Source organism: Burkholderia sp. BCC0397, assembly GCF_902832865.1.
Classification (GTDB): Bacteria; Pseudomonadota; Gammaproteobacteria; order Burkholderiales; family Burkholderiaceae; genus Burkholderia.
The window spans coordinates 15,990-32,457 of the sequence record NZ_CADFDL010000003.1 but is presented as its reverse complement, the minus strand read 5'-3'; the positions used below and the strand labels follow the sequence as shown (position 1 = coordinate 32,457).

The following is a 16,468-nucleotide window of genomic DNA, read 5'->3' as shown; positions in this document are numbered from 1 at the left end:
GTTGTAGCAAAACGGTGGCAACGATGAGCGAAAACGAGAAGAAGCAGCGTGCAGGCAAGGATGGCCGAGGTAGTGGTGTGTTAATTTGCCGTCGCGCTCAGGAAGCAGAGGCGTCACGGTTTTTGCGTCTCTCGAAGAAGGCGTTCATGAACTGTGTTGGCTCGCCTGTCTCAAATGAGTCTCGAAATGACTGAATGCTGACTTCGACGCTTGCCGAAAGCGGTAACTCATCCCATTGGTTCAACAGTGCCTTCTGCGTCCGCAGCACGCATGCACTCGAATCGACGAGCTTTGCCACCAATTCGTCAACGGCCATATCAAGTTGCGAAGCATTGACCATTTGCTCGACCAACCCCCATTCGAGCGCCTGCTTCGCATCGATACTATCGGCAACCAGCATCAGCCAGCTTGCGCGACCGCGCCCCATGAGACGAGGCAGCAGGGCGGCGTGAATGACGGACGGGATGCCCATACGTACTTCAGGCATGGCGAAGTTTGCATTGGAACCCGCAACGCGGATGTCACACGAAGCAGCGACTTCCAGCCCGCCACCGAGGCACCATCCCTGGATACGTGCAACGACAGGCGTCGGAAATGCCCGGATGGCATCGCACAGCGCTTTCAAACGACGGATAAACGCCTCCGCTTCGGCAGCCCCCAACCGGGCCATCTCTTTGAGGTCGGCGCCTCCGATAAATGAATTTTCGCCGTTGCTGGCCAGCACCAGCACCTTCAGCGACTCGTCCTTCGCAAGTTCATTGAGCGTTTTGATCAGGCCATCCATAACCGGAGACGAGAGAATGTTCGCCTTGCCTGCGTTGGCGATTGTGAGAGTTGCAACGCCTCGGTCGTCCCGAGTCAACGTAGAGAATTCGTTCATAGAGATGTGAGGTGAAACTCAGGTATCAAACAGTGCGAACCACGCCTTGCGCCTCGAGTTGTTCAATGTCGGCAGGCGACAGTTCGAGCGTCGTCAGAACTGCGTGCGTGTCTTCGCCGAGCAGGGGGGGCGCTTTGCTCCCGGAAACATCGACCATGGCGACCGGATTGCGCACGGTCGGGACGCTGACGCCCTGGTGATGCGTGAGCGTCTGCGCCATCTTTCGGTACTTCGTCTGCGGACTGGCGAATACCTGCTCAAGCGTATTGATAGGTCCCCAAGGGATGCCATTAGCATCGAATGCATCACCCCACTCGTGCTGGGTACGACCCAGGAGCGCTTCGCCCACGGCCTCACGCAGCGAAGCGCGATTTTTTAGCCTGTCCTCGTTGGTCACATAGCGCGAATCGGCCACCATTTCCGGTCGTCCGGCTACCTTGCAGAAACGGGCGAACTGTTGGTCATTACCTACTGCGAGGACGATGTATCCGTCTGCGCACGGAAAGATTTCATACGGGGCGAGATTGGCATGGGCGTTGCCCAATCGCTTCGGTGATTGGCCGGATATGAGATACGAGAGGTTATTGTTCGCGTTGATCGCGATTGCAACATCTGACAACGCGAGGTCGATATGCTGACCTGTTCCAGTCTGCGTCCGCTGGAACAGGGCACCGAGCACTGCGACGGTGCCGTACATGCCAGTGCTGACATCGATAATAGATGCGCCGACACGAACAGGCCCCGCTCCTGGTTCGCCCTCCGGCCAGCCGGTGTAGCTCAGAAGCCCACCGGCACCTTGGAAGACGTAGTCGTAGCCGGGGCGACCGGCCATCGGTCCTTTTTGCCCGAAGCCCGTAATCGACAAATAGATGACGCGAGGATTTAACGCACTGAGCGTCTCATAGTCAAGTCCGTACTTCGCAAGTGAGCCGGACTTGAAGTTCTCAACGACGATATCCGCCTTCGACGCAAGGTGACGTACGATGGCGGCACCTTGCGCCTTGGAAAAATCTATGGCAACGGACTTCTTTCCGCGATTGCAACTCGCGAAGTACGCGGAAAGACGCGTTTCATCACCGGGAAAATCGAGGTAGTGCGGCCCCCATTCGCGCGTGTCGTCGCCACCATCGGGATTTTCCACCTTGATGATGTCCGCACCCATGTCGGCCAGATTCTGCGTACACCAAGGCCCCGCCAGAATACGCGAGAGGTCGAGGACCTTTACGCCTTTGAGCGCACCGTCAAGCATTGTGTCGTCTCCCATTTCATCGCTTCAGAGTAGCGTCGCAGTATAGGAGGCGATCTTCTCTGAGCACGAGTCGAATGATTCGAACAATGCGTTAGACGCTGTCTAATCCGCAGCGTCTCCTTGTCGTGGTTCCTTGAGATATTCAACAAACTCCCGAACGAATTCCGGCAGAGCATCGAAGTCAATTGCAATCACACTCTGCTTGCGCTTCGCCCACGCCTCGGTCAGTTGTATGCCGGCGACTCGCCCTGCCTGAATGGCGCGCACGGCGACACTTCGAGGCACGATGGAGACGCCGACATTCTCTTCAACGAGGCGCAACACCACAGGAAAACTATGGACGTTGACCCGGACCTTCAGGCTGCGTCCAAGGCGGTCGGCCATTTGGGTAAGGAACTGAGTGTTGCTGCTGCGCTTGCTCAGCGTGATGAAGTCGGCATCCAGAGCCTCTTCGAAAGAAAGTCGCGAACGCGAGCTGAGGACATGGGGTACCGGCGTGACCAGGATGAGCTCATCTTCTCCATACCCCATGGAGGAAAGCTTGTCGGTCATCACGTCGCCAGCGAGAAGACCAATGTCTGCGCTCTTGTCTGCAACGGCCCGCACTATGTCTGCGCTTAGTCGCTCTTCCAACTCGACGTTGATGTTCGGATGGGTGCCAAGGTAACGGCTAAGCGCCGAGGTGAGACCTTCCATGCATGAGCTGTTTGCCACCATCTTGATGTGGCCTTTTACGCCGTTGCCGAATTTCGCGACATCGCCCTGCATGTGCTGAATAGCCGACAGGACGGTCCGAACATGCGAGAGCAGAACCCGTCCTGCAGGGGTCAGAGACATTCCTTTCGGACTCCGTATAAACAAATCCGCGCCGATGGCCTGTTCCAGATTTTTCAATCGATAGCTTGCCGATGGTGCTGAGATATGTATGACAGAGGCGCCTGCAGACAGGCTTTCTGACTCCGCCACGGCGAGGAACAGCTTCAGGTCCGTCAGTTCGTATCTCATTTCGTCTTCCTCTTGTGACTGCGGGACGCAGCGTTAGACAGATACGAAGGCACCTTTCGAAACATTCGACTATCGCCTGCGCGAACGCGCTTTCTATACTCCACCATCCGTACGAGCCGTCGGTTGCAGCCAAGTTCGCGCGGTTCTCTCCCAACCCTTAGATACTCTCGGACGCGATGGAGACACACGAAAACATCAGCCCACAAACGTATTATCTAGCGGAGCAGCGATTTTTCGAAGACTTTCGAGTCGGAGAGCGGTTCGCACTTCCATCGCGCACACTAACCGATGCCCTTTTCGCGGCATTCCAACTTGCCAGCGGCGACAACCATCCGGTTCACTACGACGTGGAGTATTGTCGCGCCCGCGGCATGCCCGGGATGCTGGCACATGGATTCCAGGTCGTCATTCAGACTGCAGCCGGCGCTGGTCTCTTTCCGCACATGATCGAGCATTCTCTGATGGGATTTATCGAACAGAACAGCAAGTTTCTGAAGCCGGTCTTCATGGGCGACACACTCTACAGCGCGCTCGAAGTCAGCGAACTGCTCGAACAACGCACAACTGGCGTTCTGACAATGTCGTCGACCGTGGTGAATCAACGCGGCGAAAAGGTACTTGAGGGGATGCAGCGCTATCTGCTCCGCAAGCATCCTACCAAGAACAACTGAGCCCTCTCGCTCAAGACCATATCCAGGAGACAAGCTTGAATCAAGCCACCATCAGTGACGGTGCGGAAGACTCGCGCCTTGAAGCGAGAGGAGTCGTCTTAGTTGACGAGGCAGCGCTTTTCCGAAAGATCGCGCTCCGCCTAATACCGTTTCTGCTGCTCGCCTACGTACTGTGCTACATCGACCGTTCGAACGTCAGCTTCGCTTATCTAAGGTTCAAGGCCGATGTCGGACTCACCGATGCTTCGTATGGTCTTGGTGCCGGCATTTTCTATCTTGGGTACGTCATTTTCGAGGTGCCGAGCAACATGTTGCTCGAGAAGCTCGGCGCTCGAGCCGCTCTGTTGCGCATCATGGTTGTGTGGGGCATTGTGTCGGCCAGTACAGCATTTGTGAGCACGCCGACGCAGTTCTACATCGTGCGTATTCTTCTGGGTGCCGCCGAAGCTGGCTTCTTCCCCGGCCTGATTCTTTACCTCAGCTACTGGTTTCCGGCGAGCCGTCGGGCAGGTGCGACTTCGATGCTGATGGTTAGCCTTTGTGTGGCCGGTATTGTCGGTGGCCCGCTATCGGGCGGCATCATGCAGTTTTTTGGAGACGAGTATCTCCTCAAGTCATGGCAGTGGATGTTCCTCATCGAAGGATTGCCTGCGTTGGTGATGGGCGTGGCAGCATTTTTCTATCTGGACGATAGTCCTGAAGACGCGCGCTGGTTAAATCAAAACGAGAAGCACTACCTTCGCGAACTGCTGAACCACGAGCAAGCTGGCAAGCAGCACATGCATGGCACCAGAGCCGTGTTCGCCAAACTACTGCGTGACCCCCGTATTTATCTCCTGTCGCTCGCTTACTTCTTCAGCCCCTGGGCACTGAGCGTGCTTAACTTCTGGGGGCCTGCCATCATCAGGCAGTCCGGCATTAGCAGTCCTCTCGTCATTGGCCTTCTGACAGTCATCCCGAACGTCGCAGGCGCGATTTCCATGATTACGGTGGGACGTCGGTCAGATCGCATGCAGGAGCGACGCTGGCACTTCATGGCAACCGTGTCGATTACTGCCATCGGCTCGTTGTTGCTCGCGGCTTTCCATAGCAGTTGGTTGCCGGCCATTGTCTTCCTCACCTTCGTCAGTATCGGGCAGTATGGCGCGTTCTCGGTCTTCTGGTCGATTCCGCCGACCTATCTCTCAAAGAGTACGGCGGCCATCGGCATCGCCATCATCAGCAGCCTAGGGCAGATTTCCGGCCTGCTGTCTTCATGGATGCTCGGGGTTCTGAAGGACTTGACGGGCAGTATGGTGACCGGACTCTATGTGGTTTCGATCATCCAGGTTACAACGGGTCTCATCGTTGTTTTCGCATTCCGCCGGCAGCTTCCGTGATGAGTGAAGTTCGGCAATGACTTTGAAGTGACCCTGAGCCAGGGTCACATTGACCACTGATGCCCTATTATCCCGTTTATCTTCGCTCAGTTGAGTTCGAGGACGATCTTGCCGAAGGTACCGCGATCGAGGTGATCGAGCGCCGCCGGAAGCTCCTCAAGGGTGTATTTTTTGTCGATCACGGGTATGAGACCGGTCCGGTCGACTGCGGCGACCAGATCCTCCAGCGCCCGGCGATGGCCGACGCCGATCCCCTGGATGGTTGGGGATTTGAGCAGCAGAGGGTGGGCCAAGGCCGAGACCTCGAACCCGTCGAGCGTTCCGGCCATTGCGATATGGCCGTGTATCGCCACTGCCTGGACCGCCTTGCCGAGATGCGCGCCGCCAACCACCTCCAGGACATGATCGACGCCGCGGTCGCCGGTGAGCCGCCAGACGGCCTCGACCCAATCTTCCGCATTGCGGTTGATGCCGTGATCAGCACCCAGTGCCTTGGCGCGCGCGAGCTTGTCTTCACTGCCGGACGTGATGACCACCTCAGCGCCGTGCGCCTTGGCGATCTGCAGACCGAACAGCGAGACGCCGCCGGTACCTTCGATCAGGACGGTCTGCCCGGCATGGAGGCCGCCGCGCTCGACCAGCGCGAACCAGGCGGTGAGACCCGCGCAGGGCAAAGTGCTCGCTGACGCGTCGTCGAGAGACTTCGGCGCGGCAACGAACCAATCCTCCGGGAAGGCAACATACTGGTACGCGATCAGGTACGCGCTGGCGCGCTAGTGCCGGTTCTCGCCGACCAGCCTAATCTGGTCATCGAGACCTACGCGCTCTGGCCTCAATCGCCCCACCTGCCGCAGCGCGTCCGTCTTGCCATCGATGCGCTCGCCGACGCGCTTTCGGACAATACCGAGTTTTGAGTAGCGAACGATTCAACTAGGCTGGTGCAGTTCGGGAGCTTCTTTTGTCGCCAGACGTGAAGTTGACGCAGTCGAGATGGATCAACATGGATTGATCCAGACTGAACCGGGTGACATAGCGGTTACATGGAGCCAGGAACGGAAAAAGGGGTTACACGCTTTTGGCATGTAACCCCTTGATTCCTTTGGTCGGAGCGATAGGATTCGAACCTACGACCCTCTGATCCCAAATCAGATGCGCTACCAGGCTGCGCTACGCTCCGACGAGCCAAAGATAATAACGTCGAATGGCCGATTCGGTCAATCAAGATATGCGGGTAAATGCCGCGGCCGCGAGCCGGCCACGATTTGCGACAATTCCCGTGATGATCGGCCGGTCCGCACGCACACGCGCGCGACCGCTCGCCGAAGCAAGGAGAACATCATGATGAACCTGATCCTGTGGCGTCACGCCGAAGCCGAAGACTACGCGACGAGCGATCTCGCGCGCCAGTTGACCGTCCGCGGCCGCAAGGACGCGCAGGCGATGGCCAAATGGCTGCGCGGCCGGCTCGAGACGAATGCCGTGATCCTCGCGAGCCCGGCGGCGCGCACCGTACAGACCGTCGAGGCGCTGACCGACCAGTACCGCACCATCGACGCGCTCGCCCCGGGCGGTAGCGTCGACGACGTGCTGGCGGCGGCCGGCTGGCCGGAAGGCGTCGCGCCGACGGTCGTGATCGTCGGCCACCAACCGACGCTCGGCAGCGTTGCCGCGCAACTGATCGCCGGCGGCGACGACAGCTGGAGCATCAAGAAGGGCGGAATCGTATGGCTGGCGAGCCGCACGCGCGACGGTAGCCGGCAGGCCGTGCTGCGGGCGGTACTGACGCCCGAACTGGTGTGAAGCCCACCTGAATGGGTTTGTAGGGATTGATCATACGGTTTCGCGAGCTTTCTGCTAAAGTCAATTCGGCGACACGTCATTGAAAGGACACGGTCGTGCCACATAACGGTCACGGCCGATTACTACATTGGCGGGCATGTCGCCCTATTCCTTACGACCAGGAAAGCCTAATGCGAGAACTGCCGACGCCTACGCTCCCTTTTGCCTCGCTGCCCCTCGACACGTCGCGGCGCCACCTGCCGCGCGCCAGTGAAACCGTCACATCGGAGTATCGCCTGCGCGCCGCATGGGCGCGTACGGAAGACGAATTGCGCGAAGCCCAGCGCCTGCGCTACAGCGTGTTCGCCGAAGAGATGGGCGCGCAGGTCAGCGGCCCTTCCGGTCTCGACGTCGATCCGTTCGACGCGTATTGCGACCACCTGCTGGTCCGCGATCTCGACACGCTGAAAGTCGTCGGCACGTACCGCGTGCTGCCGCCGCACCAGGCGGCGCGTGTCGGCCGCCTGTACGCCGAAGGCGAATTCGACCTGTCGCGGCTCACGCACCTGCGCGGCAAGATGGTCGAGGTCGGCCGCTCGTGCGTGCACAGCGACTACCGCAGCGGCGCCGTCATCATGGCGCTGTGGGGCGGCCTCGGCGCGTACATGATGCAGAACGGCTACGAGACGATGCTCGGCTGCGCGAGCGTATCGATGGCCGACGGCGGCCACTACGCGGCGAACCTGTACCAGTCGCTGTCGGCAGGCTCGCTGACGGCGCCCGAGTATCGCGCGTTTCCGCACACGGCGCTGCCGGTCGACGAACTGCAGACGGGCACCGTCGTCGCGCCGCCGCCGCTGATCAAGGGCTACCTGCGTCTCGGTGCGAAGATTTGCGGCGCGCCGGCCTGGGATCCCGACTTCAACTGCGCGGATTTCCTGACGCTGTTCCGCCTGTCGGACATCAACGTGCGCTACGCCCGCCACTTCCTGGGCTAAGCGGTCCGCATCGCGTCGCGCCCACCGGGTGCGACGCGCGCAAGCCAACGCCGTCGCGCGGTAGCTGCCGCGCGACGGCGTTCGTATATCCGGTTCAGGTGTGACGTATCAGGCCCTGATAATTTCAGCGATACGCAACTATCGCCGTGCCGCGAGGCGGCACGTTCGCGACGGCCCGGGGAGGGCCGGACGACCGCGACGCGCTCAGTGCTTGCGCCGCCAGTCGAGCAGGTGGTGTTCCGCCATCCAGTGGTGGATCATCCCTTCGCCTTCGTGGTTGCGCTTGTATTCGCGCGACTCGAAGTACGACAGTGCGACCAGCACCATCAGGCCGATGACCAGGCCGATCAGGCCCGCAATTTCCTCAGACGACATGGCAGCCTCCTTTCAACGGCACAGCGCCATGCGTACATAGTAGGACATGCGCGGCGCAACCCTGAAACCGGATTTCCGCTAGACTCGGCGCGGTCCCGGCGTGCGATGGGCGCGCCGTTTTCCGGAGCCTTACCTGATGACCCGTTTCATGCTGGCCGTGCTGGCCGCATCCCTTCTTGCCGCCTGCACCAGCGATCCTCGCCAGGCGCGCCGCGGCCACCCGCCGGAAGATCCGGCCGACTATCGCGGCGTGCCGACCGACATGACGCCGCCGTCGATGCTCGACGCGCCGTCGCCGAAACCCGTGCAGTAACGGTCGCTCGGGCCCGCTGTCACGTGCGGGCCGCGGACGCGGCCTGCGGGTCGGTGCCAATGCGCCGCAACAGCGCAGGCAGGTAGCGCACGAGCGTCGCGCCGCGCGCCGCCATGAACAGCAGCAGCGCGAACCAGAGGCCGTGATTGCCGAACGTGCCGACTGCGGCGAGCGTGGCCACGATGAAGATCGACAACGATACGACCATCGCGCGCATCAGCGATTGCGTCTGCGTCGCGCCGATGAACACGCCGTCGAGCAGGAAGCCCCAGACCGACACGATTGGCGAGATCGCGGCCCACGGCAGGTAACGCAACGCGACGGCGCGGATCTCGGCCTGGTCGGTCAGGCGCGCGACGATCCAGCCGCCCGCCGCCCAGTAAACGAGCGCGAACAGCAGCGCGCCGAGTGCCGACCAGAACAGTGTGACGCGCACGGCTTGCCCGAATGTGCGGCGGTCGCGCGCGCCGGCCGCCGCGCCGACGAGCGCCTCGGCCGCATGCGCGAAACCGTCGAGGCCATACGCCATGAAGGTCTGGAAATTCAGCAGCAGCGCATTCGCGGCGAGCGTTGCGTCGCCTTGTTTCGCGCCGAGATGCGCGAACCACCCGAAGGCGCCGAGCAGGCACAGCGTGCGCAGGAAGATGTCGCGATTGAGCACGATCAGCCGCTTGAGCGCGACGCGGTCGGCAAGCGCGCGTACGGCGAGCGGTGCAAGGCCGCGCGGCCGCAGCCGCCACAGCACCCACGCGCCGAGCGCGAAGCCGCATGCGTCCGCAGTGGCGGTCGCGGCGCCGATGCCGGCGATGCCCCAGCCGAAACCGTACACATAGAGCAGCACGGCGCCGATGTTCACCGCGTTGATGAACACCTGCGCGACGAGCGCGAGCCGGACGCGCTGCACGCCGAGCAGGTAGCCGAGCACCACGTAGTTCGCGAGCGCGAACGGGGCGCTCCAGATCCGGGCGTGGCTGTAGGCGAGCGCCGTCGCGTGGACGGCATCGCTGCCGCCGAGCGCGGACAGCGCGAGCGACAGCAGCGGCACCTGCAATGCAAGCACCACGGCGCCGAGCGCGAACGCGACGATCAGCGCGCGCAGCAGGTTCAGGCGGATCCCGATGGCGTCGCCGGCGCCATGTGCCTGCGCGACGAGGCCGGTCGTCCCCATCCGCAGGAAGCCGAAGCCCCAGAACACGAAATTGAAGAACAGCCCGCCGAGCGCGACGCCGCCGAGATATTGCGCCCCGTCGAGGTGGCCGGCGACGGCCGTGTCGACGGCGCCGAGGATCGGCTGGGTCAGGTTCGCAACGACGATCGGGAACGCGAGCGCGAGGACGCGCCGATGCGTGACGGCGGTAGACGCGCCGCCGGCCCCGTGCGGTAAGGCGGATTCGGACATGGCGGACGCGTCAGGCGCGTTCCTGCACGCAGACCCACGGCGAGACGACGACCGCCCACAGCTCCGGATTGCGCGCCGCGTAGTCGGCGGCGGTCTCGGCCGGCATGCGCGCGACGAGGCCGGACGACAGCCAGCGCGTGACCTGTTCGGCATCGTCGCTGGCGACCGCTTCCGCGACGCTGACGAGATCGAGGTCGCGCGCAACCGACAGCAGCTTGCCCTGCGCGAAGAAGCGTTCGAGATCGCACCAGTCGATCTTGGCGGTTTCGCCGAGGAGTTTGGCGTAGAGCGGGCTGTGCGACGCGCCCGCGGCGGCGTGTTGATCAGAGGACATCGGTTTCTTGGAAAGGCTGCGTGGCGCCACTATAAACTATCCGGCCGGGCGGGCCGAGCGGGGGCGGGGCGCTCACGCGTCGCGCAGCGCGCGGCGCACTATCTTGCCGGTGGCGGTCATCGGCAGGCTGTCGACGAACGCGATCGCGCGCGGATACTCGTGCGCGGCGAGCCGCGTGCGCACGTGTTCCTGCAGCGCGCCGACGAGCGCAGCGTCGCCGACGTGGCCGGGGTTCAGCACCACGAACGCCTTGACGATCTCGGTGCGCGTCGCGTCGGGCACGCCGACGACGGCCGCCATCCGCACCGCCGGATGCGTGAGCAGGCAGTCCTCGATCGGACCCGGGCCGATCCGGTAGCCGGCGCTCGTGATCACGTCGTCGTCGCGGCCGACGAAGCGCACGAAACCGTCGGCGTCGATCGTGCCTGTATCGCCGGTGAGCAGGTAGTCGCCCGCGAACTTGTCGCGCGTCGCGCCGGGGTTGCGCCAGTATTCGAGAAACATCACCGGATCGGGGCGGCGCACCGCGATGCGGCCTTCGACGCCGGGCGGTAGCGGCGTGCCGTCCGCATCGACGATCGTGACCGTATGACCGGGCACGGCCTTGCCGATCGCGCCGGGCTGCGCATCGAACAGCGCCGCGCACGACGACAGCACCATGTTGCACTCGGTTTGCCCGTAGAACTCGTTGATCGTCACGCCGAGCGCGTCGCGGCCCCACGCCGTCAGTTCGGTGCCGAGCGATTCGCCGCCGCTCGCGACCGATTTCAGCGACAGCGCGTAGCGCTCGCGCGGCGCCGCGACGGCGCGCATCAGCTTCAGCGCGGTGGGCGGCAGGAACGCGTGGGTGACGCCGTGCCGCGCCATCAGCGCGAACGCCGCATCGCCGTCGAATTTCTCGAAGCGGCGCGCGAGCACCGGCACGCCGTGATGCCATGACGGCAGCAGCACGTCGAGCAGCCCGCCGATCCATGCCCAGTCGGCGGGCGTCCAGAACAGGCGTGCGTCGCGCGGGAAGCACTGCTGCGACATCTCGACGCCCGGCAGGTGGCCGAGCAGCACGCGATGCGCGTGCAGCGCGCCTTTCGGCTTGCCCGTCGTGCCGGACGTATAGATGATCACGGCCGGATCGTCGGCGGCCGTATCGGCCGGCACGAAATCCGGCGCTTCGGCGGCAAGCGCCGCGTCGTAGCGCAGCACGCCCGGCGCGTCGGGCGCATCGTCGCCGATGCAGTAGACGGTATGCAGCGCCGGCAGTCGTGCGCGCAGCGGCGCGATCTTCGCGTAGCCGGCCGCGTCGGTGACGAGCGCGGCGGCCTCGCTGTTCGCGAGCCGGTACTCGAGGGCATCGACGCCGAACAGCGTGAAGAGCGGCACCGCGATCGCGCCGAACTTGTACGCGGCGAGATGGGCGATCGCCGTTTCGGGGCCCTGCGCGAGAAAGATGCCGACCCGGTCGCCGCGCCGCAGGCCGGCGCGCGTAAAGCTGTTCGCGAGCCGGTTAGAAGCATTCTTCAGGTCGTCGAACGTGATGCGGGAGACGTCGCCTTGCGCCGTTTCGTGGATCAGCGCGAGGCGCCCGCTGCCGTCGGCCCATTTGTCGCAGACGTCCACGCCGATGTTGTAGCGCGCCGGAATGTCCCAGCGGAAGCGGGAGAGGAGGTGATCGTAGCGGTCGGCGGCGGGCAGCATCGCATGGTCTCCCGGGTGTGGGCATGGCGTCGGGTGAACGGCTTACATCAGGATTTCACGCAGACGAATCCACAATGGTGTGTGTTGATAGGGAATGTTCGGACTCGTCCAATAGCCACGGCTCAGTGCACGATTCCACAATGACGCATAAGATCAAGACAAAACAGTGGTGTGACCATGGATTTGCTTCTGATAGCTGCGGGGTTCAGCCTGATCGGAATCGGTGTGCTGGTGGCGTTTGCTCGTCATGTCGATCCGTTGTCCGGCCGTTTCACCGGACGTCTGCGCAAGCGCTGACTCGATTTTTTCCGTTTTCGCCACGACGGCACGCGATGCGCGCCGGCGTCGCGTGCCGTCTGTCGTGCGCTTAGCGCGCCGGCAGGTAGCGTGACGGATCGATCGAGCGGCCGCCATAGCGCAGCTCGAAATGCAGCGCGACACGATCGCTGTCGCTGTTGCCCATCTCGGCGATCGATTGCCCTTGCGTGACCGACTGGCCTTCCTTCACCAGCAACGCGCGGTTGTGCGCGTAGGCGGTCAGATAATCGGCGTTGTGCTTCAGGATGATCAGGTTGCCGTAGCCGCGCAGCCCGTTACCGGCATAAACCACGACACCCGGCGCGGCCGCGATCACCGGCGTGCCCGGCGAATTCGCGATGTCGATGCCCTTCGATTTCGAGCCGTCGAACGTGCGCACCACGTTGCCGGCCGCCGGCCAGATCAGCGCAATGCTCGTGGCCGGCTTCACGGCCGATTCGACCGGCGCGGAAGGGGCCGGGCGCGCGCGGCCGGCGCTGCCGGTGCCGGTGGTCGACGGCGTCGATGCGGTGGCCGTGCCGGGCGACGGCGCGACGCGCAGCACCTGGCCGACTTCGATCGCATCGGGGTTCGTCATCTGGTTCCAGCGCACGATGCTCTGTACCGACGTGCGGTTGTCGCGCGCGATCTTGTAAAGCGTGTCGCCACGCTCGACGCGATAGAACCCGGGGCCGACGGGCGCGGAGCCGCACGCGACGAGCAGGGCGGCGCAGGCGGCTGCGAAGAGTCGCTTCGTTGTTGTTCCGAACATTGAACCTCGCAAGACCCTGCCGCGCGTGACGCGGCAGGCAACACAAAACGTCCGATTTTAACGGGTTCGACCCGTGCACCGCAGTTTCGGTCGCTGGCGGGCCGCCGCGCCCCGGTTCGATGCGGGCCGAATCAGCCGGCGAGCGGGGCGACGCGGATCCGCAGCGCGGCCGTTTCGGTCGCGCCCGGTGCGAGCATGCGCAGCCCGAGGCCGTTGTGGATCGCATCGGGCAGGCCGAGCCATGGCTCGACGCAATAGAAGTCCGAATCCAGTTTTTCGGTCCACGTCGTGACCGCGTACCACGGGATCGAGCCCGGCACGTCCAGCGCGATCTCGATCGTGCGGCGGCGGCCCGGCATCACGATGCGCACCGGCGCGGACGGCTCGCCGTCGAGGCAGTGGAAGCGGTCGAGGATGTCCGGATCGTCGAGGCGGTAACGGGCTTCGCCCGGTTCGAGCGGGCTGATCGAACCGTCCGCGCGCTGCTGGCAACGGTGCGTCGGCGGCAGCTCGAGGAGGGTATCGGCGCGCTCGCCGTGCGGCAGCGCGAAATAGAAATGGTGGCCGGCGTAATAGGGCAGCGGCGTGTCGCCGCGATTGGTCGTCGTCAGCGCGACTTCCAGCGTATGCGCGTCGGCCACCCGGTAGGTCGTTTCGAACCGGAAATCGAACGGGTAGCTCGCGCGCAGCGCGTCGTTCGCGTCGAGCGTCATCGTCAGCGCGGCGCCGTCGGCCGACGGGTGCGCGTCGAACGGCAGATCGCGCGCGAAACCGTGCATCGGCAGATCGCGAACCACGCCGGCGGCGTCGCGCCAGCGACCGATTTCACCGTCGACGCGGTGGCGGCCGAGGAACGGGAACAGCAGCGGATTGCCGCCGCGCACGCGGGCGAGGTTGCTCCAGTCGGCGGTTTCCGGCCAGAAGATCACCGGTTCGCCATCGACGTGCCAGGACAGCAGGCGGCCGCCGAATGGCGGGGCGACCCGGACGAGCGACGGGCCGGCGTGAAGTTCGTGAATGTCGTGTTGCTGGAAGATCGGCATGGCGAATCGGGTTGGGCGGGTGACGGGAGCAACGTGCGTTCCATTATCGGGCCGCGGCCGATCGGGGAAAACCCTTCTCGGGAAATTGCGAGTTTTTAACACTGTCGACGGTCTGGATAATGCATCTAAACCGGTGATGTTGCCGGGTCATGACACTTCGTGGAGGGGGCCATGGATCTGGCAATGGCAATGGGAATCGCACTGTTCGGCATGTTTACCGGTAGCACGGTATTATTTTTCTATCAGCTCGGCCGCTGACGGCAATTTCTGCCGAAGTCGACAAGCCCGCCATGCAAATGGCGGGCTTTTTGCTTTCTGAGTGCTTACAAGTTGCAAGCGTTTGTGTGCATTGCCGCAATATCCTGCCAAATGCCTTGGCGCAGTAATCCGGGCTCGGCATAATCGGGGCGCGTTTTTCAGGACGCGCATCGCGTCGTCCGCCTTCCTTCCCGCTTAATCTTCACTAAAAGGACCGACGCGTGAGCCTCTGGTTTCTGGTATTCCTGAGCGTCCTGCAGGGCGTCACCGAACTCTTCCCCGTCAGCAGCCTCGGCCATACGCTGCTCGTGCCGGCGCTGTTCGGCATGCACATCGACAAGCACGCGCCGCAACTGCTGCCATTCCTCGTCGCGCTCCACCTCGGCACCGCGGTGGCGCTGCTGTGGTACTTCCGCGCGCGCTGGATCGCGCTGATCGGCGGCTTCTTCGCGCAGCTCGGCGGCCGCAAGAACGACGACGGGCACCTGATGTGGGCGCTGATCATCGGCACGATCCCGACCGGCATCGTCGGGCTGCTGCTCGAGAAGCGCATCGAGCGCGTGTTTCACGATCTGCGGATCGTCGCGATCGCGCTGATCGTCAACGGCGTGTTGCTGTGGCTCGGCGATCGCATCCAGCGCAGCCGCGCGCACCAGCCGCCCGAGAAGATGACGTTCAAGCAGGCGTTCTTCGTGGGCCTCGCGCAGATCGGCGCGCTGATTCCGGGCTTCTCGCGCAGCGGGCTGACGATGATCGCCGGCAACGCGGCCGGGCTGACGGCGGAGAAGGCGGCGGAATTCTCGTTCCTGCTCGGCACGCCGATCATCTTTGCCGCGGGCGTGCTCGAACTGCCGAAGCTGTTCCATGCGCGCGACCAGCTCGCCGATGCGCTGCTCGGCGGCGTGCTGACGGCGATCGCCGCGTACCTGAGCGTGCGGTTCCTGATGCGCTATTTCGAAGGGCGCGGCCGGCTTGCATCGTTCGGCGTGTATTGCGTGATCGCCGGCGTGTTCTGCCTCGGCTGGTTCATGCTGCATCCGCAGCCGGTCTGATGCCGCGGGGGCCGCTCTCGCGTGATCCGGCGCGATGATCGGGTATAATTTCGGGCTCGGCTCCTTGCCGGGCCCGTTTTTGTTTCGGGGCTTTGAGTGGTTGTGGGCGGTGTGGCTGCCGCTCGTTGCTCAAAAGCCCGATGCCGAATGCGGTCCCGTGTCAGGCCGTGTCTTTTCTCCCCGACCGCCCTTAGCTCAGTTGGATAGAGCAACGGCCTTCTAAGCCGTAGGTCACACGTTCGAATCGTGTAGGGCGGGCCAGAATTCCTTCTGAATCAATCACTTATTCGTGCGAGCGACTACGGTTAATCAGACTCTATTCGTACTTTGGTGTGAATGGAGTGTGAATGGATTCTAGCCGCTAGGTTGGGGTTCAACCGCGTGAATGAGCTTCGATTGCCTTCAGGAACCTTTCCCGCTCGCTTTCGTCGGGGTCGTTCTTCTTTGCCTCGAAGTACATGTCCAATAAATCGCGAAGAATGGCGGTAGCGGGGCGTCCCTCAACGAATGATGCAGCCTTCAGCATGTCTGCCTGAGACTTGAGCACGCGGACTTGCATCGATACAGTTTCTTGACCTGTCTTGACACCGTTGCGGATGGGGTCCGACTTAACGTGGGCCTTCAGAATTTCTGTAAGTTTTCGCGCGCGGTCCTGACTGTCCGACAACATGCCGGCAATCTTCTTGTCGGATTCAATTTGTGCCTGCGTCTTCTTCATATGACGACCCTCCGCGCTTGGTGTGCTGAAGCATTATAGCATGGTCGAAAAGTGAGCCATGGTCAGGCCCTTTATTTTCTGCTTGTGCTGTACTTAAGCTCTGATGCATACTCCGTTCCATGCTGTACTTAAGCTTTGGTGTAACACGAGTGACGGCGTAACCGTCCGGGTGCCCCTTGCCCGTCAGAACCTCCTCAAGGAAAGCTTGCCTTGGGCCGGGATAGCAGAAAGGGAAGAGTGCAGCAGGTTGCGCG

Annotated in this window: 18 protein-coding genes and 2 tRNA genes; 8 read left to right on the top strand and 12 right to left on the bottom strand. The window is 62.8% G+C overall.

The genetic code is table 11. From position 1 onward, the window contains the following. Nucleotides 1-97: 97 nt before the first annotated feature. The 3 genes from HWX03_RS10225 to HWX03_RS10215 form a co-directional block, all read right to left on the bottom strand. Entirely contained in the window at nt 98-880 is a 783-nt protein-coding gene (locus HWX03_RS10225; RefSeq protein WP_175871177.1) for an enoyl-CoA hydratase, read from the bottom strand. Nucleotides 881-905: 25 nt separating this feature from the next. Continuing rightward, nucleotides 906-2,129, bottom strand: coding sequence for a CaiB/BaiF CoA-transferase family protein (locus HWX03_RS10220; RefSeq protein WP_175871176.1), 1,224 nt, complete (start codon nt 2,127-2,129; stop codon nt 906-908). 102 nt (nt 2,130-2,231) lie between these two features. Next, a complete protein-coding gene (locus tag HWX03_RS10215) occupies nt 2,232-3,134 on the bottom strand; it encodes a LysR family transcriptional regulator (protein ID WP_175871175.1) in 903 nt (300 codons plus the stop codon). 176 nt (nt 3,135-3,310) lie between these two features. Between HWX03_RS10215 and HWX03_RS10210 the strand changes: the two genes are divergently transcribed. Together HWX03_RS10210 and HWX03_RS10205 are read left to right on the top strand one after the other, a co-directional pair. Beyond that, the gene (locus tag HWX03_RS10210) at nt 3,311-3,805 is read left to right on the top strand and encodes a MaoC family dehydratase (protein WP_175820130.1); all 495 of its coding nucleotides are present in this window, start codon (nt 3,311-3,313) and stop codon (nt 3,803-3,805) included. Nucleotides 3,806-3,840: 35 nt separating this feature from the next. Next, nucleotides 3,841-5,184: an MFS transporter gene (locus HWX03_RS10205; protein ID WP_244132624.1), complete on the top strand. Its 1,344-nt coding sequence runs from the start codon at nt 3,841-3,843 to the stop codon at nt 5,182-5,184. 86 nt (nt 5,185-5,270) lie between these two features. Here HWX03_RS10205 and HWX03_RS10200 read toward each other — a convergent pair whose 3' ends face one another. After that, nucleotides 5,271-5,858: an NAD(P)-dependent alcohol dehydrogenase gene (locus HWX03_RS10200; RefSeq protein WP_208456801.1), complete on the bottom strand. Its 588-nt coding sequence runs from the start codon at nt 5,856-5,858 to the stop codon at nt 5,271-5,273. 102 nt (nt 5,859-5,960) lie between these two features. Here HWX03_RS10200 and HWX03_RS10195 point away from each other — a divergent pair, with 102 nt between their 5' ends. Beyond that, nucleotides 5,961-6,098, top strand: coding sequence for a hypothetical protein (locus HWX03_RS10195; RefSeq protein WP_175871174.1), 138 nt, complete (start codon nt 5,961-5,963; stop codon nt 6,096-6,098). 186 nt (nt 6,099-6,284) lie between these two features. Here HWX03_RS10195 and HWX03_RS10190 read toward each other — a convergent pair. Further along, nucleotides 6,285-6,361: transfer RNA gene (locus HWX03_RS10190), tRNA-Pro, on the bottom strand. Nucleotides 6,362-6,522: 161 nt separating this feature from the next. Between HWX03_RS10190 and sixA the strand changes: the two genes are divergently transcribed. Both sixA and HWX03_RS10180 read left to right on the top strand, forming a co-directional pair. Further along, nucleotides 6,523-6,984, top strand: a complete 462-nt coding sequence (sixA, locus tag HWX03_RS10185; protein WP_175871173.1) for a phosphohistidine phosphatase SixA — start codon at nt 6,523-6,525, stop codon at nt 6,982-6,984. 170 nt (nt 6,985-7,154) lie between these two features. Further along, complete coding sequence (locus tag HWX03_RS10180; RefSeq protein ID WP_175820125.1) at nt 7,155-7,961, top strand: GNAT family N-acyltransferase; 807 nt, start codon at nt 7,155-7,157, stop codon at nt 7,959-7,961. 204 nt (nt 7,962-8,165) lie between these two features. Here HWX03_RS10180 and HWX03_RS10175 read toward each other — a convergent pair whose 3' ends face one another. Then, the gene (locus HWX03_RS10175) at nt 8,166-8,336 is read right to left on the bottom strand and encodes a hypothetical protein (RefSeq protein ID WP_174433383.1); all 171 of its coding nucleotides are present in this window, start codon (nt 8,334-8,336) and stop codon (nt 8,166-8,168) included. A gap of 136 nt (nt 8,337-8,472) precedes the next feature. On the opposite strand from HWX03_RS10175, the gene HWX03_RS10170 reads away from it, so the two are divergent. Next, the gene (locus HWX03_RS10170) at nt 8,473-8,649 is read left to right on the top strand and encodes a hypothetical protein (RefSeq protein WP_175820124.1); all 177 of its coding nucleotides are present in this window, start codon (nt 8,473-8,475) and stop codon (nt 8,647-8,649) included. 19 nt (nt 8,650-8,668) lie between these two features. Here the strand turns inward: HWX03_RS10170 and HWX03_RS10165 are convergent, their stop codons facing one another. The 5 genes from HWX03_RS10165 to HWX03_RS10145 all read right to left on the bottom strand — a co-directional run bounded on the left by HWX03_RS10165 (nt 8,669) and on the right by HWX03_RS10145 (nt 14,186). Next, nucleotides 8,669-10,048: an MATE family efflux transporter gene (locus HWX03_RS10165; RefSeq protein WP_175871172.1), complete on the bottom strand. Its 1,380-nt coding sequence runs from the start codon at nt 10,046-10,048 to the stop codon at nt 8,669-8,671. Nucleotides 10,049-10,058: 10 nt separating this feature from the next. Next, entirely contained in the window at nt 10,059-10,382 is a 324-nt protein-coding gene (locus tag HWX03_RS10160) for a DUF2288 domain-containing protein (RefSeq protein ID WP_174386446.1), read from the bottom strand. Between the two features lie 72 nt (nt 10,383-10,454). Then, complete coding sequence (locus HWX03_RS10155; protein WP_175871171.1) at nt 10,455-12,074, bottom strand: acyl-CoA synthetase; 1,620 nt, start codon at nt 12,072-12,074, stop codon at nt 10,455-10,457. A 367-nt stretch (nt 12,075-12,441) separates the two neighbouring features. Next, nucleotides 12,442-13,143 (bottom strand): peptidoglycan DD-metalloendopeptidase family protein, encoded by a 702-nt coding sequence (locus HWX03_RS10150; RefSeq protein ID WP_175871170.1) that lies wholly within the window; start codon nt 13,141-13,143, stop codon nt 12,442-12,444. Nucleotides 13,144-13,274: 131 nt separating this feature from the next. Then, on the bottom strand, nt 13,275-14,186 hold the full coding sequence (locus HWX03_RS10145) for an aldose epimerase (RefSeq protein ID WP_175871169.1): 912 nt from the start codon (nt 14,184-14,186) through the stop codon (nt 13,275-13,277). Nucleotides 14,187-14,665: 479 nt separating this feature from the next. On the opposite strand from HWX03_RS10145, the gene HWX03_RS10140 reads away from it, so the two are divergent. Both HWX03_RS10140 and HWX03_RS10135 read left to right on the top strand, forming a co-directional pair. Continuing rightward, nucleotides 14,666-15,496, top strand: coding sequence for an undecaprenyl-diphosphate phosphatase (locus HWX03_RS10140; protein WP_174386450.1), 831 nt, complete (start codon nt 14,666-14,668; stop codon nt 15,494-15,496). 184 nt (nt 15,497-15,680) lie between these two features. Next, a tRNA-Arg gene (locus tag HWX03_RS10135) sits at nt 15,681-15,757 on the top strand. A 112-nt stretch (nt 15,758-15,869) separates the two neighbouring features. Here the strand turns inward: HWX03_RS10135 and HWX03_RS10130 are convergent. Continuing rightward, a complete protein-coding gene (locus HWX03_RS10130; RefSeq protein WP_175871168.1) occupies nt 15,870-16,214 on the bottom strand; it encodes a hypothetical protein in 345 nt (114 codons plus the stop codon). Between the last annotated feature and the right edge of the window lie 254 nt (nt 16,215-16,468).

Bases quoted from the DNA above. Each gene is read 5' to 3' on its own strand.
- HWX03_RS10225 (WP_175871177.1), bottom strand. From the start codon at position 880: ATGAACGAATTCTCTACGTTGACTCGGGACGACCGAGGCGTTGCAACT.
- HWX03_RS10220 (WP_175871176.1), bottom strand. From the start codon at position 2,129: ATGCTTGACGGTGCGCTCAAAGGCGTAAAGGTCCTCGACCTCTCGCGT.
- HWX03_RS10215 (WP_175871175.1), bottom strand. From the start codon at position 3,134: ATGAGATACGAACTGACGGACCTGAAGCTGTTCCTCGCCGTGGCGGAG.
- HWX03_RS10210 (WP_175820130.1), top strand. From the start codon at position 3,311: ATGGAGACACACGAAAACATCAGCCCACAAACGTATTATCTAGCGGAG.
- sixA (WP_175871173.1), top strand. From the start codon at position 6,523: ATGATGAACCTGATCCTGTGGCGTCACGCCGAAGCCGAAGACTACGCG.
- HWX03_RS10180 (WP_175820125.1), top strand. From the start codon at position 7,155: ATGCGAGAACTGCCGACGCCTACGCTCCCTTTTGCCTCGCTGCCCCTC.
- HWX03_RS10175 (WP_174433383.1), bottom strand. From the start codon at position 8,336: ATGTCGTCTGAGGAAATTGCGGGCCTGATCGGCCTGGTCATCGGCCTG.
- HWX03_RS10170 (WP_175820124.1), top strand. From the start codon at position 8,473: ATGACCCGTTTCATGCTGGCCGTGCTGGCCGCATCCCTTCTTGCCGCC.
- HWX03_RS10165 (WP_175871172.1), bottom strand. From the start codon at position 10,048: ATGTCCGAATCCGCCTTACCGCACGGGGCCGGCGGCGCGTCTACCGCC.
- HWX03_RS10160 (WP_174386446.1), bottom strand. From the start codon at position 10,382: ATGTCCTCTGATCAACACGCCGCCGCGGGCGCGTCGCACAGCCCGCTC.
- HWX03_RS10155 (WP_175871171.1), bottom strand. From the start codon at position 12,074: ATGCTGCCCGCCGCCGACCGCTACGATCACCTCCTCTCCCGCTTCCGC.
- HWX03_RS10150 (WP_175871170.1), bottom strand. From the start codon at position 13,143: ATGTTCGGAACAACAACGAAGCGACTCTTCGCAGCCGCCTGCGCCGCC.
- HWX03_RS10145 (WP_175871169.1), bottom strand. From the start codon at position 14,186: ATGCCGATCTTCCAGCAACACGACATTCACGAACTTCACGCCGGCCCG.
- HWX03_RS10130 (WP_175871168.1), bottom strand. From the start codon at position 16,214: ATGAAGAAGACGCAGGCACAAATTGAATCCGACAAGAAGATTGCCGGC.